Source organism: Microcella sp., assembly GCF_025808395.1.
GTDB lineage: Bacteria > Actinomycetota > Actinomycetes > Actinomycetales > Microbacteriaceae > Microcella.
Genome location: NZ_CP075524.1, coordinates 202,017 through 228,324 on the forward strand (window position 1 = coordinate 202,017; position 26,308 = coordinate 228,324).

The 26,308-nt window shown below is 68.8% G+C and carries 27 protein-coding genes; 18 read left to right on the forward strand and 9 right to left on the reverse strand.

The window, feature by feature from the left end:
• Positions 1-2: 2 nt before the first annotated feature.
• From KIT89_RS01035 to KIT89_RS01050, 4 genes are read left to right on the forward strand one after another with little or no spacing between them, the layout of a single operon-like run.
• Complete coding sequence (locus KIT89_RS01035) at positions 3-2,123, forward strand: hypothetical protein (protein ID WP_297602612.1); 2,121 nt, start codon at positions 3-5, stop codon at positions 2,121-2,123.
• On the forward strand, positions 2,120-3,109 hold the full coding sequence (locus tag KIT89_RS01040; protein ID WP_297602613.1) for an ABC transporter permease: 990 nt from the start codon (positions 2,120-2,122) through the stop codon (positions 3,107-3,109). Before KIT89_RS01035 ends, KIT89_RS01040 begins: the two co-directional genes overlap by 4 nt.
• Positions 3,106-4,149, forward strand: coding sequence for a carbohydrate kinase family protein (locus KIT89_RS01045; RefSeq protein ID WP_297602614.1), 1,044 nt, complete (start codon positions 3,106-3,108; stop codon positions 4,147-4,149). The genes KIT89_RS01040 and KIT89_RS01045 overlap by 4 nt, the downstream gene beginning before the upstream one ends.
• On the forward strand, positions 4,146-5,450 hold the full coding sequence (locus KIT89_RS01050; protein WP_297602615.1) for an FAD-dependent oxidoreductase: 1,305 nt from the start codon (positions 4,146-4,148) through the stop codon (positions 5,448-5,450). Before KIT89_RS01045 ends, KIT89_RS01050 begins: the two co-directional genes overlap by 4 nt.
• Before the next feature lie 23 nt (positions 5,451-5,473).
• Here KIT89_RS01050 and KIT89_RS01055 read toward each other — a convergent pair whose 3' ends face one another.
• On the reverse strand, positions 5,474-6,607 hold the full coding sequence (locus KIT89_RS01055) for a PucR family transcriptional regulator (RefSeq protein ID WP_297602616.1): 1,134 nt from the start codon (positions 6,605-6,607) through the stop codon (positions 5,474-5,476).
• 173 nt (positions 6,608-6,780) lie between these two features.
• Here KIT89_RS01055 and gabT point away from each other — a divergent pair, with 173 nt between their 5' ends.
• The 3 genes from gabT to KIT89_RS01070 all read left to right on the forward strand — a co-directional run bounded on the left by gabT (position 6,781) and on the right by KIT89_RS01070 (position 10,794).
• A complete protein-coding gene (gabT, locus tag KIT89_RS01060) occupies positions 6,781-8,148 on the forward strand; it encodes a 4-aminobutyrate--2-oxoglutarate transaminase (protein WP_297602617.1) in 1,368 nt (455 codons plus the stop codon).
• A 33-nt stretch (positions 8,149-8,181) separates the two neighbouring features.
• Entirely contained in the window at positions 8,182-9,642 is a 1,461-nt protein-coding gene (locus KIT89_RS01065; protein ID WP_297602618.1) for an NAD-dependent succinate-semialdehyde dehydrogenase, read from the forward strand.
• A 219-nt stretch (positions 9,643-9,861) separates the two neighbouring features.
• Complete coding sequence (locus KIT89_RS01070; RefSeq protein WP_297602619.1) at positions 9,862-10,794, forward strand: TIGR03619 family F420-dependent LLM class oxidoreductase; 933 nt, start codon at positions 9,862-9,864, stop codon at positions 10,792-10,794.
• Position 10,795: 1 nt separating this feature from the next.
• On the opposite strand, the gene KIT89_RS01075 is transcribed toward KIT89_RS01070, so the two are convergent.
• Entirely contained in the window at positions 10,796-11,572 is a 777-nt protein-coding gene (locus KIT89_RS01075) for a ZIP family zinc transporter (protein WP_297602620.1), read from the reverse strand.
• A 259-nt stretch (positions 11,573-11,831) separates the two neighbouring features.
• Here KIT89_RS01075 and KIT89_RS01080 point away from each other — a divergent pair, with 259 nt between their 5' ends.
• The 4 genes from KIT89_RS01080 to KIT89_RS01095 all read left to right on the forward strand — a co-directional run bounded on the left by KIT89_RS01080 (position 11,832) and on the right by KIT89_RS01095 (position 16,226).
• Positions 11,832-12,827 carry a hypothetical protein gene (locus KIT89_RS01080; RefSeq protein WP_297602621.1) on the forward strand — a complete coding sequence of 332 codons (996 nt, stop codon included), beginning with the start codon at positions 11,832-11,834 and terminating at the stop codon, positions 12,825-12,827.
• A gap of 338 nt (positions 12,828-13,165) precedes the next feature.
• Entirely contained in the window at positions 13,166-14,431 is a 1,266-nt protein-coding gene (locus KIT89_RS01085) for a CpaF family protein (protein WP_297602622.1), read from the forward strand.
• Complete coding sequence (locus KIT89_RS01090; RefSeq protein ID WP_297602623.1) at positions 14,428-15,291, forward strand: type II secretion system F family protein; 864 nt, start codon at positions 14,428-14,430, stop codon at positions 15,289-15,291. The genes KIT89_RS01085 and KIT89_RS01090 overlap by 4 nt, the downstream gene beginning before the upstream one ends.
• Positions 15,288-16,226: a type II secretion system F family protein gene (locus KIT89_RS01095; protein WP_297603869.1), complete on the forward strand. Its 939-nt coding sequence runs from the start codon at positions 15,288-15,290 to the stop codon at positions 16,224-16,226. The genes KIT89_RS01090 and KIT89_RS01095 overlap by 4 nt, the downstream gene beginning before the upstream one ends.
• A gap of 14 nt (positions 16,227-16,240) precedes the next feature.
• On the opposite strand, the gene KIT89_RS01100 is transcribed toward KIT89_RS01095, so the two are convergent.
• The 7 genes from KIT89_RS01100 to KIT89_RS01130 all read right to left on the reverse strand — a co-directional run bounded on the left by KIT89_RS01100 (position 16,241) and on the right by KIT89_RS01130 (position 21,763).
• Entirely contained in the window at positions 16,241-16,750 is a 510-nt protein-coding gene (locus tag KIT89_RS01100; protein ID WP_297602624.1) for a DUF4190 domain-containing protein, read from the reverse strand.
• A 192-nt stretch (positions 16,751-16,942) separates the two neighbouring features.
• The gene (locus KIT89_RS01105; protein ID WP_297602625.1) at positions 16,943-17,095 is read right to left on the reverse strand and encodes a hypothetical protein; all 153 of its coding nucleotides are present in this window, start codon (positions 17,093-17,095) and stop codon (positions 16,943-16,945) included.
• Positions 17,096-17,168: 73 nt separating this feature from the next.
• The gene (locus KIT89_RS01110) at positions 17,169-17,378 is read right to left on the reverse strand and encodes a hypothetical protein (protein WP_297602626.1); all 210 of its coding nucleotides are present in this window, start codon (positions 17,376-17,378) and stop codon (positions 17,169-17,171) included.
• Between the two features lie 73 nt (positions 17,379-17,451).
• A complete protein-coding gene (locus KIT89_RS01115; protein WP_297602627.1) occupies positions 17,452-17,955 on the reverse strand; it encodes an SRPBCC family protein in 504 nt (167 codons plus the stop codon).
• Entirely contained in the window at positions 17,952-18,323 is a 372-nt protein-coding gene (locus KIT89_RS01120) for a helix-turn-helix transcriptional regulator (protein ID WP_297602628.1), read from the reverse strand. Before KIT89_RS01120 ends, KIT89_RS01115 begins: the two co-directional genes overlap by 4 nt.
• Before the next feature lie 61 nt (positions 18,324-18,384).
• Complete coding sequence (locus KIT89_RS01125; RefSeq protein WP_297602629.1) at positions 18,385-19,989, reverse strand: GTPase; 1,605 nt, start codon at positions 19,987-19,989, stop codon at positions 18,385-18,387.
• 16 nt (positions 19,990-20,005) lie between these two features.
• Positions 20,006-21,763: a dynamin family protein gene (locus KIT89_RS01130; RefSeq protein WP_297602630.1), complete on the reverse strand. Its 1,758-nt coding sequence runs from the start codon at positions 21,761-21,763 to the stop codon at positions 20,006-20,008.
• Positions 21,764-21,975: 212 nt separating this feature from the next.
• Between KIT89_RS01130 and KIT89_RS01135 the strand changes: the two genes are divergently transcribed.
• The 7 genes from KIT89_RS01135 to KIT89_RS01165 are packed head-to-tail and all read left to right on the forward strand — an operon-like array spanning position 21,976 to position 26,277.
• Positions 21,976-22,149, forward strand: coding sequence for a hypothetical protein (locus KIT89_RS01135; RefSeq protein WP_297602631.1), 174 nt, complete (start codon positions 21,976-21,978; stop codon positions 22,147-22,149).
• A 42-nt stretch (positions 22,150-22,191) separates the two neighbouring features.
• Positions 22,192-22,608: a TadE/TadG family type IV pilus assembly protein gene (locus tag KIT89_RS01140; protein WP_297602632.1), complete on the forward strand. Its 417-nt coding sequence runs from the start codon at positions 22,192-22,194 to the stop codon at positions 22,606-22,608.
• Positions 22,583-23,077, forward strand: coding sequence for a hypothetical protein (locus KIT89_RS01145; protein WP_297602633.1), 495 nt, complete (start codon positions 22,583-22,585; stop codon positions 23,075-23,077). Before KIT89_RS01140 ends, KIT89_RS01145 begins: the two co-directional genes overlap by 26 nt.
• Positions 23,074-23,535, forward strand: a complete 462-nt coding sequence (locus KIT89_RS01150; RefSeq protein WP_297602634.1) for a pilus assembly protein TadG-related protein — start codon at positions 23,074-23,076, stop codon at positions 23,533-23,535. Before KIT89_RS01145 ends, KIT89_RS01150 begins: the two co-directional genes overlap by 4 nt.
• A gap of 25 nt (positions 23,536-23,560) precedes the next feature.
• Positions 23,561-24,139, forward strand: a complete 579-nt coding sequence (locus KIT89_RS01155) for a 3'-5' exonuclease (RefSeq protein WP_297602635.1) — start codon at positions 23,561-23,563, stop codon at positions 24,137-24,139.
• 33 nt (positions 24,140-24,172) lie between these two features.
• Positions 24,173-25,519: a hypothetical protein gene (locus KIT89_RS01160; protein WP_297602636.1), complete on the forward strand. Its 1,347-nt coding sequence runs from the start codon at positions 24,173-24,175 to the stop codon at positions 25,517-25,519.
• Positions 25,516-26,277: a type 1 glutamine amidotransferase gene (locus KIT89_RS01165; protein WP_297602637.1), complete on the forward strand. Its 762-nt coding sequence runs from the start codon at positions 25,516-25,518 to the stop codon at positions 26,275-26,277. The genes KIT89_RS01160 and KIT89_RS01165 overlap by 4 nt, the downstream gene beginning before the upstream one ends.
• The last annotated feature ends 31 nt before the right edge of the window (positions 26,278-26,308 follow it).

Sequence of the window (26,308 nt, forward strand, 5' to 3'; positions counted from 1 at the left end):
CCTTGGCACTTCCCGGCGCCCCACGAGACCGTTGGATCGAGATCGATCTCGATTGGTTCGGCAACGCCCCCTGGGGCGAAGCCATCGACCTCTTCGCAGAACGCTGCTCGCCACTGCTCTCGGGGGCGTCGGGAGACCGAGGGGTCATTCTCAACGCAGGATGGCTGGCTGACATCGTGACGGAGTGGACGGGGAGCGGCGATCAACCGTTGCCCTTCCGCTCGCGTCGCTACGCCCATTGGCACGATCGAACCTACCGAGACTTCGCGGTATTCGTGCGCGAGCTGCGCGCCGCGTTCGTTCGTCGCGGCATCGACGGGGTTCGAGTGGGAATCTTCATCGCCGGGCTCGGTCATGTCTTGTGGCCGCGCGACACAGCCACGCTGTACGACTTGCGCTCGGCGTGGTCAGAGCGACATCCAGAGCTGTATCCGCTCGATGTGTCTCTCTTGCCGGGGCCAGATCTCGACCCGCGAGTTCCGCTCGCGGCAGACGACTACCCGTATGCCAGTCACCCCTCCGGGGTGGCTGCGGGCATGAGCTTCGCCGAGCTGCTCGCCGCCCAATGGGCTTCCTTGGCAGAGTTCTGCGATCTCGATGTCATCCACTTGCGCGACGGGTTCTGGGGCCCCCTGCTCTACAGCAGAAAGGGGCCATACGGCACGCGCGCGCATGCAGACCCTGCAGAGAACGAGTCATGGACGACTGCCGTGATCGACCTCGTGCGGCAAATCAAGCAAGCCCGTCCGAGCGCGATCGTCATGGCGTACTCGAGTGCTGTGAGCCACACGGCCGAACACCGTGTGGGCTGCGTCGATCTGCATGCGGTGGTGGCCGATGGTCACCTCGACGTCTGGATCGACCAAACCTGGGGAGGGGCCTGGCAAGACTGGTGGGATCAGCAATGGAAGGGGTGGAGCTTCCAGCTCGCCAACCTGCTGGGCCATGCCGCCCAGCTGCATGACGCCAACACTGCTCGCGCGGGTCGACCCTGTCGGCACTACACGCTCATCGAGACGTGGGATGGCTGGGAACCGTGGGACACGATTCATCGCACGCCAGGCAAGCTCGAGTGGGCGATCTGGGCGTTTCATCACGCTGCCGTTGCTCGTGGGAATTCGCTCCACGTGCCCGACGGCACCTACATCTCGTGGATGACGAATCCTGTGGGCGAGTTGCTCCCAGATGCCGATGTCACCTTCCTGGCCTCGACGCTGAAAGACGTCGAAGAGAGCGTCGAGCACCTCGAATCAGTCTTGGGCCCGCGAATGATCGTTGATCACGCGGCCGTGCAGCAGGTGCACCGCGAGGCTCCGCAGTCGAACGTCAGCGAATGGATCGAAGACCACGTCGGCATGCTGCTCAAGTGGGGTGCGCCAGTGCTCAGTGCGTCGATGGCAGGCGACGGTGCAGACGAAGCCGAGGTGGTGATCCACCAGATACCCACGAAGCGGTGCCAGGGGGCGGCCACCGAGATCGCGGTCGGTCGATTCGACGCCATGCCCGGCGTGCTTCACGATCTGGCAGTGACGGTTGACCCAGAACTGCGACCGGACGGATACCAGCTCGACTCGAGCACGCCTGCAGAGTCGATCCACTTGCCAGAACATCATGCACTGACCGACACCACCCACCTCGACGTCAGGTACTCCGCTGGCGGAGCTCCACTGCTCGTGGGCGTCAACGGCGTGTGGATGTGGCAGCCGCCCGACCTGCACGATCCGGCGAACGCCCTGTTTCCCCGAAACCAGTACGGCTCGGTCGAGCCGTATCGGGCCGTCGCCACGCTCATCGCCGAGAGGTCGAGTCACCTTCGAGTCTCCGTTCCACCCACGCACGCCCCGGTGACCGTCGGTGCGTGGCGTAGCGGTGGCGCGGTGCACATCTTGGTCGGCAACCTCGACACGGGATGGATTGGCGATTCACGGTGGCCGCGGTCGGTCGAGATCGAGCTGGGTCAAGGGGTTCTTGACAGCAGGACGCCGCCGCGAATCGAGGCGCACTCGAGCGCAGAGTCGCTGTTGCCCGACCTGAGAGTCGAGGGCGAGCGAACAACACTGACCATTCACGTGCCCTCTTCGGGCATGACGCACGTCACCCTCACCCCTCAGGAGACATCATGACCGTTGCCCCCTCTGCCGCACTCGTCCACGGCCGAGTCGATGCTGCCAAGGCCCGACGAGCCCGCATCATCTCGGTGCTCGCCACCCACGGTTCGATCATCGCGTTCGTCATCTGGGTGCTGTTCTTATGCTTCGCCACCACGACGTTCGCCAGCGTCGACAACATCATGATCGTGCTGCGGCAGGCCGCGATCTTCTCGATCGTCGCCATCGGCACGACCATGGTCATGCTTCTCGGTGAACTCGACATCTCATTCGGGTCGGCTCTCGCCATCGGGGGAGTGTCGGGCGCTTCTGTGCTGGTGGCGGGCGGGGGTTTGCCACTCGCCGTCGTGGCGGCGGTCGCCTCGGGGCTTGCGTTCGGCGCCGTCAATGCTGTGCTCATCACCGTGCTGCGAATTCCCTCGGTCGTAGCGACGCTCGCAACACTGGGAGCTGGTGCGGGGGTTGCGTTGCTGTTCACTCGAGGCACGACCATCTACGGCGAGGGCTTGACCGAGGTGTCGTTCATCACGCAAGGGTTCGTCGCTGGTGTGCCCGTGCCCGTCATCATCGCCGTGGTGCTCTACGCGGTCGCGTGGTACGTCTTGAAGTACACACGCTGGGGCGCTCACCTCTATGCAACAGGTGACAGCGCGCAGGCGGCTTTCAGAGCGGGCATCGATGTGACTCGCATGCGCGTCACTGCCTTTCTCGCGGCGGGTGCGCTTGCAGGTTTCGCGGGCCTGCTGCTCGCCTCGCGCGTCGGACGGGCGAGCGCCGATATGGGCTCAGATGCGCTGTTCCCCGTTCTCACGGCAGTCATTCTCGGGGGCGTGAGCATTGATGGAGGCCGGGGCCGCATCATCAACACCTTCATCGCATGCGTGTTCCTCGCCAGCATCACGAACGGGTTGATCCTGCTCGGGGTCGACTCCACGGTGCAGCAGATCGTTCAGGGCGCGGTTCTCGTTCTCGCTGTCTCACTCGATCGGCTTCGCCGATGAGCGGCGAAGATCGCGACTCTGTGCTCTGCCTCGGACCGGTCGGAATCGACATCGTCATGGAGGGGTATGCCCCGACAGATCCAGAACGACTGAGCACCTGGGCCGGGCCGGTCGAGATGCGGATGCTCGCCGCTGGCTCCATCGGCTACGTCGCACTCGCACTTCTGGGGCTGGGGCGTTCAGTCGCCCTGACATCGACGGTCGGAGACGACCACCTCGGTGCTGAGCTGCTGCGGCAGTTGGCAGCCGCAGACGTCGATACAGCAGACATTGAGATTGCAGCCGGCCCGACCTCGGTCGCGGCGTATCTGCGCATGTTCGGCGACGCAAAGCGACCGATGGTCTTTCGCGCTGGTGCCTATGACCCGTGGCCTGCCTCTGACCGCGTGATCAGCGCCATCGACGAACATCGCCCGTCTGCTGTGGTGATCAGTGGTCTGCTGCACTACCCCGAGTACGCGTCGGCGCACCTCGGAGCCGTTGCTGCTCACGCGCGCGCCCGTCGACTGCCCGTCATCGTCGACCCCCAGTTTCCCCCGCTCAGACGTTCGAGACCGTGGGCAGATGACCTCGTCGAACTTCTCCGCAACACCACCGTGCTGTGCTGCGACGAACTAGAAGGCGATCACCTATTCGGCTCGAGCGACGTCGATGAGATCATTGCCGCCGGTCAGCGACACGGCATCTCGACGGTGATCGTCAAGCGCGAGCATCTCGGCTCAGTGGTCGACGATGGTCATTCGCGCCTCTATCAGGCTGCGATCTCGCTCGGTGCCGGTGTCGGATCAACAATCGGCTCTGGCGACGCCTTCCTGGCCGGACTCGTCGACGCCCTGCTCGATGACGAACCGACTACCTCGCTCATCGCTCGCGCAACGGCGACCGCGAGCGTCGCGATCACCGCGCCCGATGGAATTCGCGGCGTCACGGCCGAAGAGGCTCGCCGGTGGCGAGCACTGGTGGTGGCCCCCCATGAGTTGCGCCCGCACGAGCGTGCATCAGAGCACCCCATTCTCGATCGAAACGGAGAAGCACCATGAAGTCGATTGCCGTCGTAGGCGCGGGGCCAGCCGGGGTGACAGCGGCACACCTGCTCGCTCTGGCGGGCCACCACGTCGAAGTCTTCGAGAGCCACGAGCACGCCGGCGGCCGAACTCGCACGGTGCACTTCGGCGAGGGGCACTGGCTTGACACGGGGGCGGGGTGGCTGACCGACTTCTACCCGACCGCGATGTCGATCTTGCGCGACAATGCGCTCGACGACCACCTCACGCCTCTGCGGTTGCGGGGCGGTGGCGATCTGCTTCTCGATGGAAACCGATATCCGTCTCCCAACTCCATCGGTCGGATTCTGGGCTCTCGGCTCATCACCTGGCCCGAGAAGATTCGCTTCTTCGCCTGGATGGCGATGCTCGTGATGCGACAACGACCGAACCTTCGAATCGATCGCCGCTTTGACGCGCAACCCGCTGTTCAGAACCTGTCGTCTATGGGGCGTGGGCCGCTCGAGAGAGTGGTGCGGCCGTCATTCGAAGGGCCGTTCTTCGCTCGCCTCGAGCAGATGAACGCCACGCTCGTGCGCAGTTGGCTGCGCAGCCTGTCGATCGGGTCGTTCTTCCAGGTCGATCGAGGCATGGATCGACCGTGGCGCGATCTCGCCGCAGAACTCACGGTGCATTACGGCGCCACGGTCACCGCCGCGGGGGGTGCCGGTGCGGCCAGGGCTTGGGTCGAGGTGGGTGGAGAGCGCCGTAGCTTCGATGCCGTAGTCCTGGCCGCTCCCGCACCCGTCTGCGCGACGCTGTTGGCTGCCGACGCCCCCCAGCAACTCGCAGAGGTTCCCTACGTGCCCCACGTGCGGGTCTACGCCGCGCGACACTCGACCGTTCCGGTTCCACGTTCCGCGATCCATGTCTTTCCCAATGAGATCGTGGCCACGGTCGAGCGCGGTCAGGGCGGAGACCCGGCATGGGGCCGGGTTCCCACCGGGTGGGAGTGGACCTTGCTGTGCGCTCCGTCAGCGTCGAGTGATCAGCTCATCACCCTCGACGATGAAGAACTGCTCGACACGATGTTCTCTGAGGCATCGGCGCTGAGCGGCGAGCGCCTTGAGTGGCGAGATCACGAGATCGTGCATGTCGTGCGGTGGTCGCATGCGGTGCCGGTCGTCGATCCGAACTACTACGCGCGCATCGACGCGCTTCCTGACCTCGGGCCGATCATCTTCGCTGGTGACTGGACCGATCAGCCGTGCGTCGAAGGTGCCGTGCGATCTGGTGTGCGTGCCGCGCGCCGCATCGACGACAGCATTCCCTCGCGCCCCGAGGTCGATCGACGGTAGCCGCGCATGGGGGCGGGCTCACGTCACGCGCGCCCGACGGCCTGCAGCGCGGCCCACACCTCGGCCCGCGCCGAGAACGCTTCGAGGTCGCGGTCGAGCAACTCGGCAGCGCGCCGCAGGCGCGCACGAACGGTGTGGCGATGGATGCCCAACCGCAGCGCCGTCGCCTCTGCCACTGCATCGCAGCGCAGCCAGGTGCTGAGCGTCTCGACGAGTTCGTCGCCGGTGGCTGCGTCGTGCTCGAGCAGCGGCTGCACGAGCGTTGCCGGGTCGTCGGGGTCGAGTGGCTCGGCAACCAGTGCGGGGGATGGCTCGCTGGCGACGAGTGCCGCCTGCACGGCCGACCTGAGGGCCGCGAGGCGCGCGGCGGTGTCGGCGGCTGACGCGGCGTGAGCATCCCGATCGGCGACTCCTGCGAGGCCGGCGAGTGCGACGACGCTCGTGATGACGGCGCGCTCGGCGTCGTCGTGCAGCGACCCGGGGCCGATGGCGAGCACGCCAGTGAGAGCGGTGGCTGCTCCGACGGTCTGCAGGCTCCAGCCGTCGACCTCGCGGGCCGCGCGTCGCCCTGCGCGCAGCATGCCGAGTGCTTCGTCGAGCACGGTGTGCGGCGGCGGGGTTCCGAGCACGCTGCCGCTCGGGTCGACGATGCCTGCTTCGGCGCCGATGCGGCGAGCGAGCTCGGCGACGACCGCGGCGATGCCGCTGGGGCGCAGGGCGGCGACGGCGATCGCGCGCTGCGTCTCGAGCGTCCAGCGCACGCGCGCGTAGCGTTCTTCGGTCTCGAGGTCGGCGACGGCGCGGGCGACGGCGATGAACGGCGTTCGGTATGGCACTTCGAGCAGGGCGACCCCGTGCGCCGCGCAGGCCGCCTCGAGGGCGTCGGGCGTGCCGTCGCGAATCACTTCGGTGCCGAATCCGATCGCCGGTACCCCTGCCGCGGCCAATCGAGTGACCCACGGCGCGATGTCGTCGTCGCTCGACCACTGGGTGCCTGTGGTGAGCAGCGCGTCGCCGGGTGAGAGAAAGGGGGTGGGGTCGACGAGGTCGCTCGAGTGCACCCAGCCCCACGCTCGTGCGCGGGCGTCGTCGTCTGCCCAGACGAGTCGCAGCTGCAGCTCTCGTCGAGCGAGCACGGCGTCGAGGGTGACAGGCATCGCGGGTTCCTACACTTCGGGAGTCTGCCGGGGGCGCGAATGCCACCCGGCCGGCTCGGGCGCCGACCGCACGAACGCGCCGACGACAAGCCTGTACGCACAGTACGCCACGGGCAACGCCGATGTACAGCGCGTACACCGCGCACGAGCGAGCGCGCCCGTACCCTGACTGCATGACCATGACGACCGACGCGCCCACTTCGGCTCACGCCACCCCGGCCGGCGGGCCGAGCCTGCCGCAAGAGCGCAAGCTCGTGACGAGCATCCCGGGCCCGAAGAGCGAGGCCCTCATCGCCCGCAAGCAGGCCGCTGTCTCGGCCGGTGTCGGCACCATGATGCCGATCTACGCGGCAGCTGCGGGCGGCGGCGTCATCGTCGACGTCGACGGCAACAGCCTCATCGACCTCGGCTCAGGCATCGCCGTCACCAATGTCGGCAACGCAGACCCGCACGTGACCGCCGCCGTCATCGAGCAGGTGCAGCGCTTCACGCACACGTGCTTCACCGTGACACCCTACGACGGCTACGTCGAGGTGGCCGAGGCCCTCAACCGCCTCACCCCGGGCGACCAAGCCAAGCGCACCGCACTCTTCAACTCGGGCGCCGAGGCCGTCGAGAACGCCATCAAGATCGCCCGCTACTTCACCGGCAAGTCGGCCGTCGTCGCGTTCGATCACGGCTACCACGGCCGCACCAACCTCACGATGGCGCTCACCGCCAAGGCCATGCCGTACAAGGCAGGCTTTGGCCCCTTCGCGCCCGACGTCTACCGCGCACCCATGTCATACCCCTACCGTGACGGCCTCAGCGGGGCAGAAGCGGCGGCGCGCGCCATCCACACGATCGAGAAGCAGATCGGCGCCGACCGCCTCGCCGCCATCATCATCGAACCCATTCAGGGCGAGGGTGGCTTCGTCGTGCCGGCGCCGGGCTTCCTCCCCGCGTTGCAGGCGTGGGCCAACGAGAACAACGTGGTCTTCATCGCCGACGAAGTGCAGACCGGATTCGCACGCACGGGCGCGATGTTCGCGAGCGAGCATGAGGGCATCGTTCCCGACCTCATTACGATGGCGAAGGGCATCGCGGGCGGCCTTCCGCTCGCGGCCGTCACCGGCAAGGCCGAGATCATGGATGCCCCCCACGCTGGCGGGCTCGGCGGCACCTACGGCGGCAACCCCATCGCCACCGCTGCGGCGCTCGGCGCACTGCGCGCCTACGACGAGCTGGATCTGCTCGGTCGCGCACGTGAACTCGAGGCGATCATCGTCGACGAGTTGACGACGCTGCAGGCGCGCGACGGCCGCATCGGCGACATTCGCGGGCGCGGCGCCATGATGGCGATCGAGCTCGTCGACGAGAACGGGGCTCCGGATGCTGCGCTCACGAACGCCGTCGCCAAGCACTGCCACGTGAACGGGGTCGTCGTGCTCACCTGCGGCACCGACGGCAACGTGATCAGGCTTCTGCCGCCGCTGTCGATCAGTGACGGGCTGCTGCGCGAGGGCATCCGTGTCATCGGCGAAGCCCTCGAAGCCAACTAAGTCTCACCCGCCACCACCAACTCAAGGACTCACATGATCACCGAAGCCGAACTGCTCGCGAAGGTTCCTCGCGGCCTCTTCATCGACGGCGCCTGGATCGACGCCGAGGGTGGCGCGACCATGACCGTCACCGACCCGTCGAACGGCACCGTTCTCGCCGAGATCGCGAGCGCCTCGGTCGCCGACGGCAAGAAGGCGATGGATGCTGCAGCGAGCGCCCAGGCGAGCTGGGCCGCCACGGCCCCCCGCGCGCGCGGAGAGCTGCTGCGCAAGGCCTGGGAGCTCGTCATCGAGCGCGCCGACGAGTTCGCGCTGCTCATGACGCTCGAGATGGGCAAGCCGCTCGCCGAGTCGCGCGGCGAAGTGACCTACGGCGCCGAGTTCTTGCGCTGGTTCAGCGAAGAGGCTGTGCGCATCACGGGCCGCTTCGGCGAGAACCCCGAGGGCACGGGACACATCGTGGTCTCGCACGCCCCCGTCGGGCCGTCGTTCTTGATCACGCCCTGGAACTTTCCGCTCGCCATGGCCACGCGCAAGATCGCACCCGCGCTCGCCGCGGGCTGCACCTCGATCATCAAGCCGGCCGCGCTCACCCCGCTCACGACGATGTACTTCGTCAAGACGCTCGAAGATGCCGGCTTGCCTGCCGGGGTCGTGAACGTCGTCACGACGGCGAAGTCAGGCGCGCTCTCGGCCGAGATCATCGCCGACCCGCGCTTGCGCAAGCTCAGCTTCACGGGCTCGACCGAGGTGGGCCGCGTGCTCATGAAGCAGGCCGCCGACGGCATTCTGCGCACCTCGATGGAGCTCGGCGGCAACGCACCCTTCGTCGTCTTCGGCGACGCCGACCTCGACAAGGCTGTCGACGGCGTCATGCTCGCGAAGTTCCGCAACATCGGGCAGGCGTGCACCGCGGCGAACCGCATCCTCGTGCAGCGCGATGTCGTGGACGAGTTCAGCCGTCGCGTCACCGAGCGCGTCGCCGCCATGAAGATGGGCCGCGGCACCGACGACGGCGTGCAGATCGGCCCCCTCGTCGACGACAACGCGGTGAAGGGCTCGCACGAGCTGGTGGAAGACGCCGTGTCTCGCGGTGCGACCGTCACGACGGGCGGCGCGATTCCCGACGGGGCCGGGCACTTCTACCCCGCGACAGTTCTCACGGGAGTCGTCGCCGGCACGCGGCTGCTCACCGAAGAGATCTTCGGCCCGGTGCTCGCGATCGTTCCCTTCGACACCGAAGACGAGGCCGTCGAGCTTGCCAACGCGACCGAGTACGGGCTCATCTCCTACGTCTACACACAGGATCTCGCCCGCGGAATGCGCATGATCTCGGCGCTCGAGACGGGCATGATGGGTCTCAACGCGGGCGTCATCTCCAACGCCGCGGCGCCCTTCGGCGGCGTCAAGCAGTCGGGCATCGGCCGCGAGGGCTCGTTCGAGGGCATCGACGAATACCTCACCACGAAGTACACCTTCGTGCCGAAGGCGTAGCCCTTCACTTCAGTTTCCGCTGCCGGGCGCTGTGGTGGCCGCTCGGCAGCGGATCTCTTCGCCGATTTGTGCCAGATCTGGCGCAAAAAGGCGCTCAGGGGCAGATCGGGTGCCGATCTGCGACGAATCTGGATGCTCTCCGCACGCCGAGCGGTGTGCGCTAGCGTGTGACGCAGATTGTTCGTGGGCGAACGACCAGAGCGTGCGAGGAGGCACCGCGTGAGCATCCGGTGGGTCATGGTCTTGACCGAGAACGACGCGATCGTCGACTCGCGCGACCTCGCAGGGCTCGTCGAGCTCGCCGTCACCGCCGAACGCTGCGGCGTCGATGCCGTCATGCTGAGCGACCACATCGCCCTCGGCCCGTCAGCCGGCGCGAACGGCGTCATGGCGAACCTGCGCGACTACGCCGCCCCCGGCAATCAAGACCCGGCGACCGCGTGGCCGAGTTCGATCGTGCTGCTGTCGGCCATTGCGCAGGCGACGACGGCGCTACGGCTCGTGGCCGGGGCGATCATCTTTCCGCTGCGGCACCCGCTGCAGCTCGCGAAAGACCTCGGCACGCTCGACCTGCTGTCGCAGGGCCGGCTCGTCGTGCTGCCGACGGTGAGCTGGCATGAGGACGAGTACGCGGCGCTCGGGGTGCCCTTCTCGCGCCGCGGGGCGATGCTCGACGAGCAGCTCGAGGTGGTGACGCGCGCCTGGCGCGAGTCGCCCGTGCGGCACGAGGGAGAGGTCTACCGGTTCGACGACGTGTGGCTCGAGCCGGGGCCGTTCCGGCCGGGCGGCCCGCCACTCTGGTTCGGCGGACAGGGCATGCACCCTCCGCTCGTGCGCCGCATCGTGCAGTACGGCTCCGGCCTCAACCCGTTCGGCACGCTCACCGCCGATGACCTCGGCACGCTCGAGCGGGCGATGACCGAAGCCGGCAGATCGATGAGTGAGCTCGAACTCGTGGGGGGCATCCGGGGCCGATTCGACGGGCCGGATGCGATCGCCGACATCGACGAAGCGCTCGAAGCGCTGCCCCGGCAGGTCGAGCAGGGTTACACGAGCATCTGCTTCAAGCCTGCGATGTTCTGCCGCACGGCCGACGAGGTGCCCGACCTCATCGCGCACCTCATCGCGCGGGGCGAGGCGCTCACCGCCTGACTCACGCCAGCTGGTGCAGCGCGAACGCGAGCGCGAAACCGAGCGCAGCCCAGAGCCCGGTGAACGAGCGGTCGGCGGCGAAGGCTTCTGGAATCATCGTGTTCGCGACCATCGCCATGATGCCCCCGGCGGCGATGGTGGTGACCACGGCGACGACCTCAGGCCCCGCGCCGACGAGCACGACGAAGCCGAGCATCGCGGCGACTCCCGAGATGAGTGCGATGCCGCCCCAGACGCCGAACACGTATCGCGCGCTGCGCCCTTCGTGCTTCATGCCCGCTGCGCTCGAGAGCCCTTCCGGAATATTCGACACGGCGACCGCCACCAGAATCGGGATGCTCACCGCACCACCCTGCGCGATCGACAACCCCAGCACGAGGCTCTCGGGCACCCCGTCGAGCAGTGCTCCGATCGCGACGGCCAACCCGACTCCGGTGCTCGCGGTCGCGGCCGGTGCCGCGTGCACCCCAGGCTCGCTCTGCAGCGCGATGGAGCGTTTGCGCGCGCGAGCCCCCCGACGCGCGAGCGCGAGGTCGGCGAGCACGTAGGCCACGGCGCCGGCGAGAAACCCGCCGAGGGTCGGCACCAGCCCGCCCACGGCGTGCGCTTCGGCGACCAGCTCGAACGCGAGCGTCGAGATCAGCGCGCCCGCGCCGAACGCCATGACTCCGGCGACGGCCGCGGCCGGCACCCGCACGAACCACCCGATGGCGGCGCCGACGACGAGAAAGCTCGCGGCGGCGAGCCCTACGGCTCCGGCGGCCACGGCGTTGAGCATGCACGCCTCCTCGTCGTGGGGTGCTGCCCTCACGGCAGTTGCCGATCAGCCTAGGGCGCGACGCGTTGTCTGGCGCGAGTGGCGCGACGTCGCGCGCGGCGTGCCACCCTGCTCGGTGCCTCCCCATGTGAGCTGCCACCTCGCAGGTCGATCGGGCAGTTGTTGCGGCCTCCTCCCCAGCACGCTTAAACAACTGCCCGATCGATGGGTTGCAGAGCAGCAGAGCTGGTCGAGGTCGCGGGCTGACACCCTCCACTGCATGACTCGACAACCCGAGCCGCGAAAGGTCGACGACGATGCATGGGTGGTGCGAGCATCCGTCACCGGCGGGTGGATGCCCTACGCGCGCACCCGCCGCGTCGACGTCGAGCATCCGCACCGAGGGGTGGCGACGCACGGGGTTGACCTCGACGACATTGTGCAGCGGGCTCACGCCTTGTCGTTGTTGCTCGGCGATGGCTCCGCGATCAGTCACAGCACGGCTGCCCTTGTGCGCGGATTCCCCTTGCCTCGAGCGCTGCGGCTCGCGCCAGAGTTGCACGCCTCGGTGCCGCGACCGCGGCGCGCTCTGCGCATCGCGGGGGTGCGCGGCCACAGCATTGAGCTCGCCGAGAGCCAGGTGGAGCACCTACTGGTCGTGGCGCCGAGCACGCGAGAGCCGTTGCCCCTGCCGCTCGTCGATGAGCCGCTCACCCTGCTGACGTGCGCGACGCAGCTCGCACTGCCCGATGTGGTGGCGCTCGCCGATGCGATGCTGCAGCGCGTCACGGTCGAGGGGCGGCCCGACCCGATGCTCGCGGCGTTGACGCACGGCGAGCGCAGACCGGGGCATGCACGGCTCGCGCGCGCCGCGCCGCTGCGTCGCGCGGGCGTACGCTCGAGGGCCGAGACGCTGCTGCGGCTCATAATCGCGAGCGCGGGGCTGCCCGAGCCGGTGGTCGCGCATCTGGTGCAGTCGACCGAGCGCTCGCCCGAGAGCTGGGCGGCTGAGGCTGACCTCGCGTGGCCGCAGTTCGGGGTGCTCGTCGAGTACGAGGGCGACGAGCACCGCACCTCGCGCCGACGATTCACGACCGATGTGCGCCGGTTCGAGCGCTACGCCGACGAGGGGTGGCGCACGGTGCGGGCGACTCGAGACGACGTGCTCGGCGACCCCCGCGAGGTGCTGAGTCGCATCGCTCGACGACTGCGCGAGGGAGGGTGGAGGCCTCCGCGACGGTGGAGGCTGCGTGACGTCGCGCCTGCGGTTGCCTGAAGGCTCGCGGCTGACGGGCAATGGCCGAGCTGCCCACCACCCTGCGGTGCGCGGCACGTGCGTCGCTCTCGTGCCATCCGTGCACCCTGTGCACCCGCGCAGCTGCACTCGACCGCGTCGATCGGTCAGTTGTTGCGTCAAGCCCGAGGGGTGTCTGCAACGAGTGACCGATAGACGCCCGCCGTGGCACGTTTGCCGTCGCGAAGCGCGTCAGCCGCACCACTCGGCCACCCGAGCCGTGCGACCAGCACGCCGAGGTGCGCGACTCGAGCATCCACCGCCCCCGGCTTGTGGAGAGCCGCGCACACCGAGCGCGCCCGCTCAGCAGAATGGCGCGCATGCCCTCCGCCGTCAGTGTGATCACCGAGCGCGTGCGCGAGCGGGTGCGCACAGAGCGGCTCGACTTGAGCGCTGACCCGACCGTGGCCGAGCGTCTGGTGCGCGACGAGCTGCGGGCCTACGCCGAGCGGTCGCTCGCCGGCACCTTGCCCCCGCTGCCCGACGAGCAGGCCGCCCTCGGCCACGTGCTGGCCGATCTCACCGGGTATGGGCCGCTCCAGCCCTACTTCGACGACCCCGAGGTGGAGGAGATCTGGATCAACGCCCCCGACGCCGTCTTCATCGCGCGGGCGGGCGTCACCGAACGAGTGGATGCTCACCTCACCGACGACCAGGTGCGCACCCTCGTCGAGCGCATGCTGCAGAGCACGGGCAGGCGCGTCGACCTGAGCAGCCCCTTCGTCGACGCGAGTCTGCCCGACGGGTCGCGGCTGCACGTGGTCATTCCCGATGTGACTCGACGGCACTGGGCCGTCAACGTGCGCAAGTTCTCGCAGCGCATCGGCAGTCTCGAGCGGCTCGTCGAACTGGGCTCGCTGCCGCCACGGGCCGCGGAGTTTCTGCGCATGAGCGTGCTCGCCGGCTGCAACATCTTGGTGAGCGGCGCGACGCACTCGGGCAAGACGACCCTGTTGGGCGCGATGCTCGCGAGCGCGCGACCCGCCGACCGCGTCGTGACGGTCGAAGAGACTTTTGAGCTCAACCTGGGCGCGCGAGATGTGGTCGCGATGCAGTGCCGCACGCCCAACCTCGAGGGCACGGGCGAGATCACCCTGCGGCGCCTCATCAAAGAGGCGCTGCGCATGCGCCCCGACCGGCTCGTGGTCGGCGAAGTGCGCGAGGCCGAGTCGCTCGACCTGCTTATCGCGCTCAACTCGGGGCTGCCGGGCATGTGCTCGATCCACGCGAACAGTGCGCGCGATGCCCTGGTGAAGCTGTCGACTCTGCCCCTGCTGGCGGGCCGCAACATCGACTCGGGCTTCGTCGTGCCGACGGTCGCGAGCGCGATCGACCTCGTCGTGCACTGCGAACTCGTGAAGGGCGGCCGGCGCCGCATCGCAGAGATCGTTGCGCCTACGGGCGCCGTCGTCGAGGCAGTGATCGAGGCAGACACGTTGTTCGGGATGCTCGACGGAGCTCTCGCCCCCACCGGAGTTCTGCCGGCGCGCGCCGAACGGTTCACCGGCGCGGGTTTCGACCCCGCCATGCTGCTGCGCCCCGAGGCTCCCGCGGCAGCCCCGGCGCACGAGGGCTCACGCGCATGACCCTGCTCGCTGCACTGCTGCTCGCCGCGGGTGTGCTGCTCGTCGCGTCTCCGTGGCTGTGGCCGCGTCGAGAGCGGCCCGCAGATACTCGCCGCGACGCGCTGGCCCCGCTCGCCGAGCTGCTCGCCCGTGCGGGAGTCAGCAGTGTGTCACCCGTGGTGCTCGTGGCGATCATCCTGATGGCGGGTCTTGCCGGGGGAGCAGTGTCGCTCATCATCGTGCCCGTCGTCGCGCTCGCTCCGATCGCGGCGGTCGTGGCGGCGGCAGTGCCGGTGCTGGTGCTGCGCAGTCGCGCTGCCACGCGGCGACGAGCCCTGCGCGCCGTCTGGCCCGATGTCGTCGATCATTTGCTCTCGGGGGTGCGCGCGGGGCTGAGCCTGCCGCAGGCGGTGGCGGCGCTCGCCGACGCTGCGCCCGATGCGGTGCGGCCCGCGTTTCGCGAGTTCCGCCGCGACTACCTGCGCTCGGCACAATTCACCGAGTGCCTCGACACACTCAAGTCGACCCTCGCCGACCCGGTCGCCGACCGCATCATCGAGACGGTGCGCATGGCGCGCGAGGTCGGTGGCACCGAGATGCCGAGCGTGCTGCGCTCGCTGTCGCACTACCTGCGCGCCGATGCGGCGGTGCGATCAGAGGTCGACGCGCGGCAGTCGTGGGTGCGCACCGCCGCTCGTCTCGGAGTGGTCGCACCATGGGTGGTGCTGCTCATGCTGAGCACGAGGCCCGAAGCGGCCGCCGCCTACAACACGGCGGGCGGCGCCGTGCTCGTCGCGGGCGGGCTCGCCGCGACCCTCGTGGCCTACCGGCTCATGATCGCGCTCGGGCGACTGCCCGAAGAGGGCCGGTGGTTTCGATGACGCCGTTGTTCGCCGCCGGGGCGCTCGCCGGTCTCACGCTGGGTGTCGGGCTCTGGGTGATCGTCTCGACGATGCCACGGCTCGGTCGCCCGCGCCTGGTGAACCGCCTCGCCCCCTACCTGGTCGACGTCTCGCCCGAGGCTCGCGCGATGACGGCTGGCCGCCGCTCAGATCCGCTGCCGGTGTTCGGAGCCCTCGCTGCACCGGTCGTCGAGTGGGCACAACGCCTGCTCGGCACACTCGTCGGCGGTGAAGACGTCATTCGCGTGAGGCTGCGCCAGTCGGGCTCGGCGCTCACCGTCGCCGGGCACCGCACGCGGCAGCTCTTCGCCGCGCTCATCGGGGCCGCGCTCGGCATCGTGCTCGCGATCGCCGCGGCTCGCAACGATGCGCCGTTCGTGCCGGTGGCGGTCGTCGCGATGGTCGCGGGTGCCGTGGGTGGCATCGCGGCGGCGGATGCCCTGCTCGCCCATGCCGCCCGCCGACGCGCGGCGCGCATCGCCGAGGAGTTTCCGACGGTGGTCGAGTTTCTCGCACTGAGCGTCGCGGCGGGCGAGAGCATATTGGATGCCCTGCGTCGCGTCGCCCGCACCGGCTCAGGCGAACTGGCCAGAGAGATCGAGCACGTCGTGCGCCGAGCCGCGGCCGGTCATCCGTTCGCGGCGGCGCTCGCCGAGTTGCGCGACGGCCTCGAGATCGCGGCGGTCGGCCGCCTGGTCGATCAGATCCTCGCCGCCCTCGACCGCGGAACCCCGCTCGCCGACGTGCTGCGCGCCCACGCCCTCGACGCGCGCGACGAGTCGAAGCGGCGCCTGCTCGAAGCCGCCGGCACCCGAGAGGTCGCGATGCTCGTCCCCCTTGTGTTCCTCATCCTGCCCGTGACGGTGCTCTTCGCCGTGTGGCCGGGGCTCATGGTGCTGCAGCTCGGGTTCTAACTCTCGGCTGCGGTTCAACGCATGATGGTGATGGCCAGAGTCACGATGAAGAAGGCAAGAAAGAAGCCCAACCAGCTGTAGCCGAGCACCAACCCCGCAATCGCGAGCCCTCGACCGTTTTCTCCAGTCCGTCGGATCTGCGCGAGCGCAATGTGTCCGAAGACGATACCCAGCAGGCCACCGAGCAGACAGAAGATGAAAGACAGTAGCGCCAGAGTGTTTGTGCGAGGCTCGATGATTGGCGGCGGAGGCTGCACGCCGCCGCCGCCAGTGGCAGCGACAAGGGTGTGGTTCTGCGCAAAGGCAACTGTGCGGCGGGGCGCGTTTCGTGCACGAAGCTCAGCTGTCCACCGTTCGCGAAGGCGGGCGGGGTCGGTTTCGGGCTGTGCTGTCGCGGCGTGATAAGAGTCGAGCCAGGAGCGGTACTCCTTCTCGCGCAGTGCTCTCGCACGAACAACGAGGATGGCCCCAAGTACGACGAGAACGCCGATGAAGATCAGGCCAGTCGCCGTTCTCGTGTCCACGGGGTTCCTTGCTGGCCGTCGGGTTAGCGCGCTGGTGCGCGAGGCCGCTCACGAGCATCCTTCATCACCGCCAGATTCGCAAGCGAGGTGTGCGAGGCCCGCACACCTCGAGCTCTCCTCCCGTTGCCGTGCTCTTCACCGTCCGGCCCAGCGCTGTGGCGCTGAGTCTGCCGTGCTCGAGGCCGCCGTCGGTCAGGGTGGGGCAGGAGGAATGTTCGTCTCGCCGTGCAACGGGTCGTTGTTCTCGTCGTTGGAAGACGACTGGCCGGCCCCGGCCTCGTCCTCGCGCTCGTCGCTCAACGGCACGAAGTCTCCCGGCGTCTTCGGTTCTGATGCGTCACTCATGCTTCTACTGTGTCGAGCGCGCGACGAGACCGCGAGGGCTTGCAAAGTCGCTCGCGTTGTCGTACAGCGTCGATCAGTGCGGCCCGGGCGGCAGCTTCGCCACACCGTGCCGTGCTGGCTTCTCGGGCTCGGCGGCCGTCGCATCGGTGACCGAGGGGTGGTCGGCGCCCTGGGAGTCGTCACCCGGGTATGACTGGTCGGTCGTGCGCTCGTCGTCGGCCTCGCGTTCGTCGAGCGGCGGCAGATGATCGGTCGGTTGCTTCGGTGTCTTCTGCTCGTTCATCGCCCCATGGTGTCGCGAGCATGCATGCGCCGCCAGGGGGTTGCACCTGGACGACCTTGGCTCTATGCGTGACTTACTGCGCCGACAGTGCCGCGTAGTACTCGCTCATCGCGGGGTAGTAGTCACTCCACTCGACTACGGCGGCGTCGTCTCCGCGCAGCACCGCGGCCAAGCGATCGAGGTAGTACTCCCACCCCGGGCCGACATTCGCCATGTCGTCATCACCCAGCAGTTGCGAGAAGACGAGAGTCGTGATGCCGTCGGCGGCGTCGAGCTCGAGCCGCAAGTGCCAGGTCTGAGCGCCTACCCGTGTGTCTGCGGCAAACCGTCGAGGAGGGTCGCAGTCGATGATCGTGAACTCTTCGCCTTCGACATCGTCGCCTTCAGCGGTCATGTAGAACGTCAGTCGGCCGCTTGCGGGGTCGCCCTCCCACCGCCCGATCCAGCGTTCGAGTCGATCAGATTCGGTGACGGCGGCCCAGACGTCATCGATCGATGCTGCGAACCTGCGAGTAATGCGCACTTCGGGCCCGCGATCACCCTCTGCGACGGTTCCTGTCGGGGTTGGCGTCGTCATGCTGTCTCCTCACGTGGGCTGCTGGTGCGGTGGTCTCGAACGGCGCGTCGAATTTCGAGGTCAAGGGCATCGAGTCGCTCGACCGCGATGGGCGGCTGTGGCGCGGGTGGCGCGCTTGCCGATGTGATCGAGTCGAGCAGCGCTTGCACCGGGGCGAGGCCGTCATGGTCGATCGAGTAGATGCGCGTGCGACCGACGGTCGTGACGCGCACGAGCCCTTCCTCGCGCAGCACCCTCAGATGCCGACTAATTGCGGGGCGAGAGATGGGCTCGGTCGTGGCGAGTGCGCCCGCCGTGCGGGGCGCACTCGCGATGGCGACGAGCAGTCGCCGTCGTGTCTCGTCGGCTAGTGCCGCGAAGGGGTCCACTCGAAAAGCGTAACATCATGGTTACACAAAATCGAAGGGACGACCGACGATGGATGCCCGCTCAGCGCCGAGCGACCGCGAGCGCAGCGCTCACCGCACGTGCGCGGTCGAGCTCGACCGCGACGGGTGCGACGACATCGCGCTGAACGACTTCGTCGATCGAGGCGAGCAGGCGTCGGCGCGTGCGACGCCGGCGCGCGCCAGCTGTCAGGGCGCTCAGCGCGGCCGAGATGAGCCCGAGCAGCACTCCGACGAGCACGGCCGCGATGATCAGCAGCGTGGGAACAGCCCAGCCCTCGAGCGGGCCAGACTCGACTTGCGGAATGAGCAGAGCGGGCATCCCGAACGTCGGGAGCAGTGAGGCGCCGACGAGCCACAGCGCGCCCACCACGCCCGTCAGCAGAGCGAACCACTGCACGATGCCCACCAACGCCCACCACCACGAGCCCTTCGCGGGCAGGGGAGTGCGCGCGATCGCGAGATCGAGGTCGGCGGGCAGCCGGTCGAGCGCGCCGTCAGCGGCGGTGCGCACGGCGGCCTTCCACGGTCCGGTGAGATCAGAGGCCGCGGTGTCGGCGAACGTGCGAACGGCGAGCGACAGGCGAGCCTGAGCACCAGCGCTGAGCAGGGGCATGCTCGTGCGGTGCACGTCGGGGTCAGCCCCCCGACGCCGAGGCCCGAGCCCCAATCGCGTGAGTGGGTCGGCACGCAGCCGGCCGATCCATGAGACGAGCGGCCATCCGGTGACTTGCCCAGCACGCTTGCGGTATGAGCTGGCGACGGCGGCGGCGACGACCTCGACTCCCGCTGCGGTGCCGATCTCGTCTCGCAGACGAGCAGCCGCACGAGCGTCGAGGCGAGCCGCCGCCCCCGGGTCGTCGATGCGCTCGGCAAGGGTCTGCACGTCGGCGGTGAGGCGGGCATCGCGAACGGCCTTCGACGCGGCGAGGTCGCCGATCGCAGCTCGCAGGGCGTCGACGCCGTCGAGCGTGCGCGCACTCACCGGCAGAACGCGGGCACGGGGCAGGCCGTCGCGCGACACGATCGCCTGCAACGATGCGACGACGGATGCCCGGTCTGCAGTCGCGAGCAGATCCACCTGGTTGAGCACGACGAGCGTGACCGCCGCGTGCCGAGCGTGCGGCGCGATGAACTGGGCGTGCAGCACGTCGTCGGCATACTTCTGCGGGTCGACGACCCAGAGCAGGGCATCCACCTGGCCGGCCAAGCGTTCGGCGATCGCCCGATTGCCTGCCTCGATCGAGTCGACGTCAGGAAGGTCGACGAGCACGAGCTTGCCCGCGCGCGGGTCGATCGGCTCAGTGCGCTCGACGCGTTCGCGAATCTGCAGCCAGTCGAGCAGTTCGGCGGCCCCGGCCGAGTCCCACGTGACGGCGAGTGCCTGCGAGGTGGTCGGCCTGCGCACGTGCGCCTTCGCCACCTCGTCGCCGACGAGCGCGTTGACGAGGCTCGACTTGCCCGAGCCGGTCGCGCCAAAGACGCCGACGACGATGTGCTCGGGCGACCGAGACCGACGGGCGTCGGCCTGCTGCAGCAGCGACTGCGCCTCGTCGGCGATCGAGGTCGGCATGCGCGCAGCACCCGATTCGGTCACGGTGCGCAGAGCGGCCAGCCGCTCGTCGAGTGTGGGCTTGGTCGCGCTCACAGGATGCTCACCGCACTCACTCGGCGGCCCCCGCTCGCGCCACATCGTCGAGCAGCGCCTGCGACTCGCGCCTGAGCGCCTCAGGTGATGACCCGAAGCGCAGCGGTTCGAGGGCGGTGCTCAGTCGGTCGGCCTCAGCGTCGAAGAGCGCCTCGACCCGTCGTTGCAGATCACTGCGGGCTTCTGCGGCGAGCCGGCGCACGGCGTCTTCGCCGAAGATCGTCTCGAGCAGCTTCTGGCCGACCACGGCCGAGCCGCCCGCGATCGCGAGCTCTCCGCCCGTGAGCCCGCCGGTCGAGGCGAAGACCACGATCATGAGCGCGACGGTGACGACGTTGAGCCCGAGCGAGAGTACGCGCGCTCGAATGCGCTTGTTGCCAGCGTTGTCGTGAATGAGCTGCATGAGCGCGCCCTGCCACTCGTGAATCATGGCCGAGGCCTTGTCGCGCAGCTCGGGGCTCTCGGCGGCGAGGTGCGGGTTCAGCTCGGCGACCATCCGCCCCGGCCCGCTGCGTTCGAGGTCGGCCCAGGCGGCGGCCGCTGCACGCCCGGCCTGATCGATGATGACCGCCTGCAGGCCCGTCTCGATCTGGGTCTCGACCTCGATCACGGGGCTCGGCTTGCCGGTGACCCACGCCGTCACGCTGTCGCGCGTGCGCGAGAACCACGACTCGAATTTTCGAAAGAAGTCGGATGTTCCCACGAAGTCTTGCCACCGCGCGAGCACCTCTCCGCGCAGCAACGCACCGTCGCTCGTCGCGGCGTCGACCGCGTCGATCGCGGCTTGGTAGTGCGCGTCGGCGGCGAGTTCGGCACCGTCGAGCCAGTCGAGCTGCTGTCGGCGAGCATCCGCGATGCGGGCCACGCGTGCGTCGAGGTCGGTGATGGCACCGCTCAGGGTGCGCGCGGCGATGCGGGCGCGGGCGGCGCGATCGCCGGCGATGCCCTCGAGCCAGTCTCGCGGGCCGTCGACGGCGTGTGCTGGCAGCATGCCGAGTTCGTCGAGCGGCTGCTCGTCGATGGTGAAGACCGGTGCGTCGGCCAGGCCGCGGTCGGCGAGCATCGTGCGCAGGTCGGGCAGCACGTCGTCGAGCGCGTCGGGCGGCACCCGGTTGAGCACGACCCCGACCGTGATCGACCGCGCCGCGGCGCCTTCGAGCAGCCGCCACGGCACAGCGTCGGCATACCGGTTGGCGGTCGTGACGAAGAGCCACAGGTCGGCAGCGGCGAGCAGTTGGGCGGCGAGGGCGCGGTTCTCGTCGGCGACCGAGTCGATGTCGGGAGCGTCGATGATCGCGAGCGAGCGCGGAACTTTCTCGTGCTCGAGCAGCATGAGCTCGCTGATGCGCGCGGCTTCTGGAGTGTCGCCCGAAGCGCTCGCGGGCGTGCCGGGCGCGCTCACCCGGCCGCGCACGCGGGCGAGCCCGGGCAAGATGCGGTCGCTCGCGAACCAGCCGGCATCCACGGGGGAGTGCACGAGAATCGGCTGACGCGTCGTCGGGCGAATCACGCCGACGCGGGTCGTCGCGACCCCGAGCAGCGCGTTGACGATGGTCGACTTGCCTGACCCCGTCGAGCCGCCCACCACGGCCAGCAGGGGCGCGTCGAGGTCGGCGAGCCTCGGGCGGATGTAGTCGTCGATCTGCCGCACAGCCGCGGCAGCGGCCTCGCGCTGCTCGACGATGCCGTCGAGGTGCAGGGTGAGGCCGACGTCGGCGAGTGAGGCGCGCAAGCGCTCGAGCGACACGGTCGCGGGTGCTCGAGTGTCGGTCACGACTCAAGCATGCCTCGCGCGCGCACGCTTGGCGACCTCGGTGGCCGGGTGCGGTGTGTCGCTTCGCCCCGGTGAACCGGCGCACGTGCGGCGTGTCGCCCCGCGCGCACCGGCGTGTCGCGCAGTTCTCCGGGGTGAACGGACACGGCCTGAGCGCGCACGCTGTGGAGAGCCCGCGACGCACGGCGCCCACCCGCGCCAGAATCGCGCGCATGCGCAGATTCCTCCACTTCGCGACCACGGCAGACGACGACCGCGGCGACGTGCCCGGCTGGGTGCTCATCACCCTCATGACGGCTGGCCTGGTCATCCTGATCTGGGCGCTCGCGGGCCCCGCACTGCAGGGCGTCTTCCAGCAGGCGATCGATCGCGTCACCGGTTTCTGATGAGCGTCGGGTTCTAGGCGGCAGGCTTCGATGCGTCACCGGATGCTCGCCCGCCGCACCCCGCACCCCACCGTCGCGCGGCTCACCGACGACCGCGGCTCGGCTCCGGTCGAGTTCGTGCTCGTCGGAGTGCTGCTCACGCTCGTGACGCTGAGCGTGCTGCAGGTGGCGTTCGCCCTGCACATTCGCACGACCCTCATCGATGCGGCAGCCGAGGGTGCGCGGTTCGCGGCGCTCGCCGACAGCTCCGTGCCCGCCGGCATCGAGCGCAGCCGCGAACTCATCACCGCGGCGCTGGGCGAGAGCTATGCGCAGAGCATCTCGGCGGGCATGGGGTCGTTCGGCGGGCATCCGGTCGTCATCGTCACCGTGCGCTCACCGCTGCCGCTCATCGGCATGATCGGCATCGACAACACCCTGGAGGTGAGCGGCCGTGCCGCCCTTGAGCCTCTTCGGTGACGCAGCCCCCTCCGCTGAATCAGCGCGCATCGATGGATGCTCTGACCGGGGCTCGGCCTCGCTCGAGTTCATCACGGCAGGCATGCTCATGCTCATCCCGCTCGTGTACTTGATCTTGACGCTCGGCACGATCCAGTCGGCGGCACTCGCGACCGAGGGGGCGGCGCGGCAGGCAGCGCGCGTGTTCGTGCAAGCGCCCAGCCATGCGGCCGGAAGCGCGGCCGCTCAGCGCGCCCTCGACCTCGCGCTCGCCGACCACGGGCTCGACCCGAGCAGCGTCGCCCTCAGCATCAGCTGCGCCCCCAACCCCGGGCAGTGCCACACGCGTCGCGGCTGGGTCACCGTCGATGTGGCGGTGCGGGTGCCGCTGCCGCTCGTGCCGCCGATCTTCGATCTGCGGGTGCCGCTCGCGGTGCCCGTCGAGGCGAGCGCCACGCAGCAAGTGTCGCGTTTCTGGGGCGCCCGATGACGACTGCGAACAGGATGCTCCGCCTCGACCCGCACGACGACCGCGGTTCGATCCTTCCCCTCATCGCGGGCTTCGGGGCGCTCGCGCTCGCGGTCGTGCTGCTTGTGAGCGCCGCGACCTCGCTGTACCTCGAGCGCACGAGGCTCTTCACCCTGGCTGACGGCGCCGCGCTCGCCGGTGCCGAGTCCTTCGACCTGGCGTCGGTGAGACTCACGCCCGAGGGAGTGCTGCGCCCGCGCCTCACCGATGCCGAGGTGGCGGCGGCTGCTGCCGACTACCTCGTGCAGGCGCCGGTGACCCGGCTCGAGGGCCTGCAGCTCGTCGCGGCGACGACGCCCGACGGCCTGAGCGCGCGCGTGACCCTCGCCGCTGTGTGGGCGCCGCCCGTGCTGAGCGTGTTCGTGCCGCAGGGCATCCCGTTGCAGGTGACGGCGACGAGCCGCAGCGTCTTCGACTGAGCCCGCAACACGGCAGAATTGCCGCATGCCCTCACTGCGCGACGACCGCGTCACCCTCATCAGTGTCGACATCGAGGCGGCGGGGCCGAGCCCGAGCAGTTACGCGATGCTGTCGATCGGGGCGTGCCTCGTCGATGAGCCCTCGAGCGAGGCCCCCGACCGCTTCTACGCAGAACTTCGACCAGATCGCGAGGCCGTCGACGAGCGGGCGATGACAGTGGGTGGGTTCACGCTCGAAGGATTGCGAGCATCCGGAACCGAACCGCAGGCCGCGATGCAGCAGTTCGCCGACTGGATCGAGTCGGTCACGCCCGAGGGCAGCAGGGCGGTGATGGTCGGCTTCAACGCCGCATTCGACTGGATGTTCGTCTGTGACTACTTCGACCGGTACCTCGGCCGCAACCCGTTCGGGCACTCGGCGCTCGACATCAAGGCCTATTACATGGGCGTCACGGGTGAGCCCTGGTCGAAGACGGCCATGGTTCATGTCGCCGAACACTATGGAGTGACCGTCGACTTGACGCATAATGCACTAGATGACGCTCGTGATCAGGCGTCGCTTTTTCGCGCAGTGCGCGCGGAGCAGGCGGCTCGCGTCGGCTGATCAGCGCGTCGCCCGACGGGAGAGGCCGCGACGATGACGCCACCGAACGAGACCGATGTCAGCCCCGATGACGACTTGGCGCGCATTGTCGCCTCGGCCGCTCGGCTCGGCGTGCAGCTCGACGAAGAGGGCGCGCTGCAGTGGCTCTCGGCGATCGCGGCGGATGCTGACAGCGACGACCACATCGTCGAGCACGAGAGCGGCACCTTCGGGCACCGTGTCTCGATGCTCGACTTCACCCCGAACGATCTCGAGCGGTTTCGGCGCATCGGCGCCGTCGTCGAGGTGACCGGCCCCGACGGGGTCGTCGAGGGTGCGCTCGCGCTCAGCGGTTCGGCGGCGCAGTCGAAGATCCAGTCGTTTCCGGGTGACTGCGACTACTTTCAACGACTCAACATCAAGGCAGACACTCGCGAAGAGGCGTGCCGCATCATGGCCGACTGCATGCGTGCCGCGGCGCGCCGCACGGCGACGGGCGACCCGTTCGAGTTTCTCGAGGGCAAGCTCGGCAGCTACCCGGCCGACTGCCTGCACGGGGGAGTCGCGCGCAAGAAGGGCAGCCCGATCACGTGGACTCCGGCCGAGATCGAAGCCGAGCGCATCGAGCTCACCCACGCCGACGGCTCTGTGCAGACGCTGACGTGGCATGAAGCAGCGCTCGACCCTGGCTGGTGCAAGCTCGACTGGGTGGTGGCAGACCCCGCCCGCAAGGCGCTGTCGAATGCCAGCAATGTGATCGACGTGACGTGGGAGGCCCCCGACGGCGAGATCGTCGCCCTCGACGGCTACCTCGACGCCTACTTTCAAGAGGTCTACCTCGACGCTGACGCCATGCCGACATTCGCGAAGGTGGCCAAGTTCGTCAGCGATGACGCCCTCGACGAGTACGTCGACCGACTCGAAGATGAGGTGCGCAAATACCTGACTAAGCAGGTGAACTACGGCAAGGCCGCCAAGCGCATGTACAACATCTTCAGGCTGTCGGGCCGCCATCTCGATGCCGCCTATGTGCGCGAGCTCTTCGATGAGCCGGCCACGATCTTGTATCAGGTGTGGTCGCTCATCTCGACGCTCGACAACGCGACGCAGCCGGGGTCGAGCATTCCGATCGACTCGGTGCGCGACCAGACCGACACCCTCGTGCTGCAGGTCATCGAGATGCTCGAGGGTGACGAAGAGACCGAGATCGTCAGCGCGCTGCTGAGCCTGCGCCGCACCCTCGAGGGCCAGCACACCGGCGAGCAGCGCACCGCTGAACTCGAGGCTGCCCAGACGCGGGTCATCAACCTCGTCAACACGTTCTTCCGCGAGAAGCTCGAAGGTGTTCCGACGATTCGCGAGTACATCCTCGCCATGCAGTCGGCTGCAGGTGGTGCGTGAACAGAGCGCGCCCCGACACGATGGCACCCGAGGTGCTCGTCGTGCTGCACGACGTCGACGACAATCTCGGTGAGCTGGCGCCGCCCTTCGCCGAAGCGGGCCTGCGCATCGTCATGTGGGATGTCGCTCGCGACCCCGATGGTGCCCCACCGCTCGAGACCCTCGATCGGTTCAGCGCGATCGTCTCGCTGGGCGCATACGCCGGCGTCACCGATGAGTCGTCGCATCCCTGGATGACCCACGAGAGACGGATGCTCGAGAGCGCTCTCGATGCCGATCTACCCGTGCTGGGCCTCTGCTTCGGCTCGCAACTGCTCGCGGCGGCCGCGGGCGCACCTTTTCGGCCCTCGCCCGTGCCCGAACTGGGGTGGACTCGTGCGCGTCTCACCGCTGCTGCCTCGGCCGATGCGCTCATGGCACCTCTTGCGACCGCGGGCGACGAGATCGACGTCTTCCACTATCACTTCGACAGCCACGACTTGCCCGAGGGTGCCGTGCTGCTGGCCGAGACCGACGGCATCATCGAGGCCTACCGGGTGGGCGACTCGGCGTGGGGTCTGCAGTTTCACCTCGAGGTGGGGCTCGCCACGCAGCTCGCCTGGATAGCGGGCGCTCGGCACGTCTTCGCGCGCGAAGGCCTCGACCCCGCCGCGCACGAGCAGCTCAGTCATGAGCACTGGAAGGCCTACCGCGACCACACTCACGCGGTCGGCGCAGCGTTCGCCGAGCAGGTGCTGCAGCGTCACGCGCAGCGCTGAGCGCCCTCTGCATGCTCCCAGAGAGCACCCA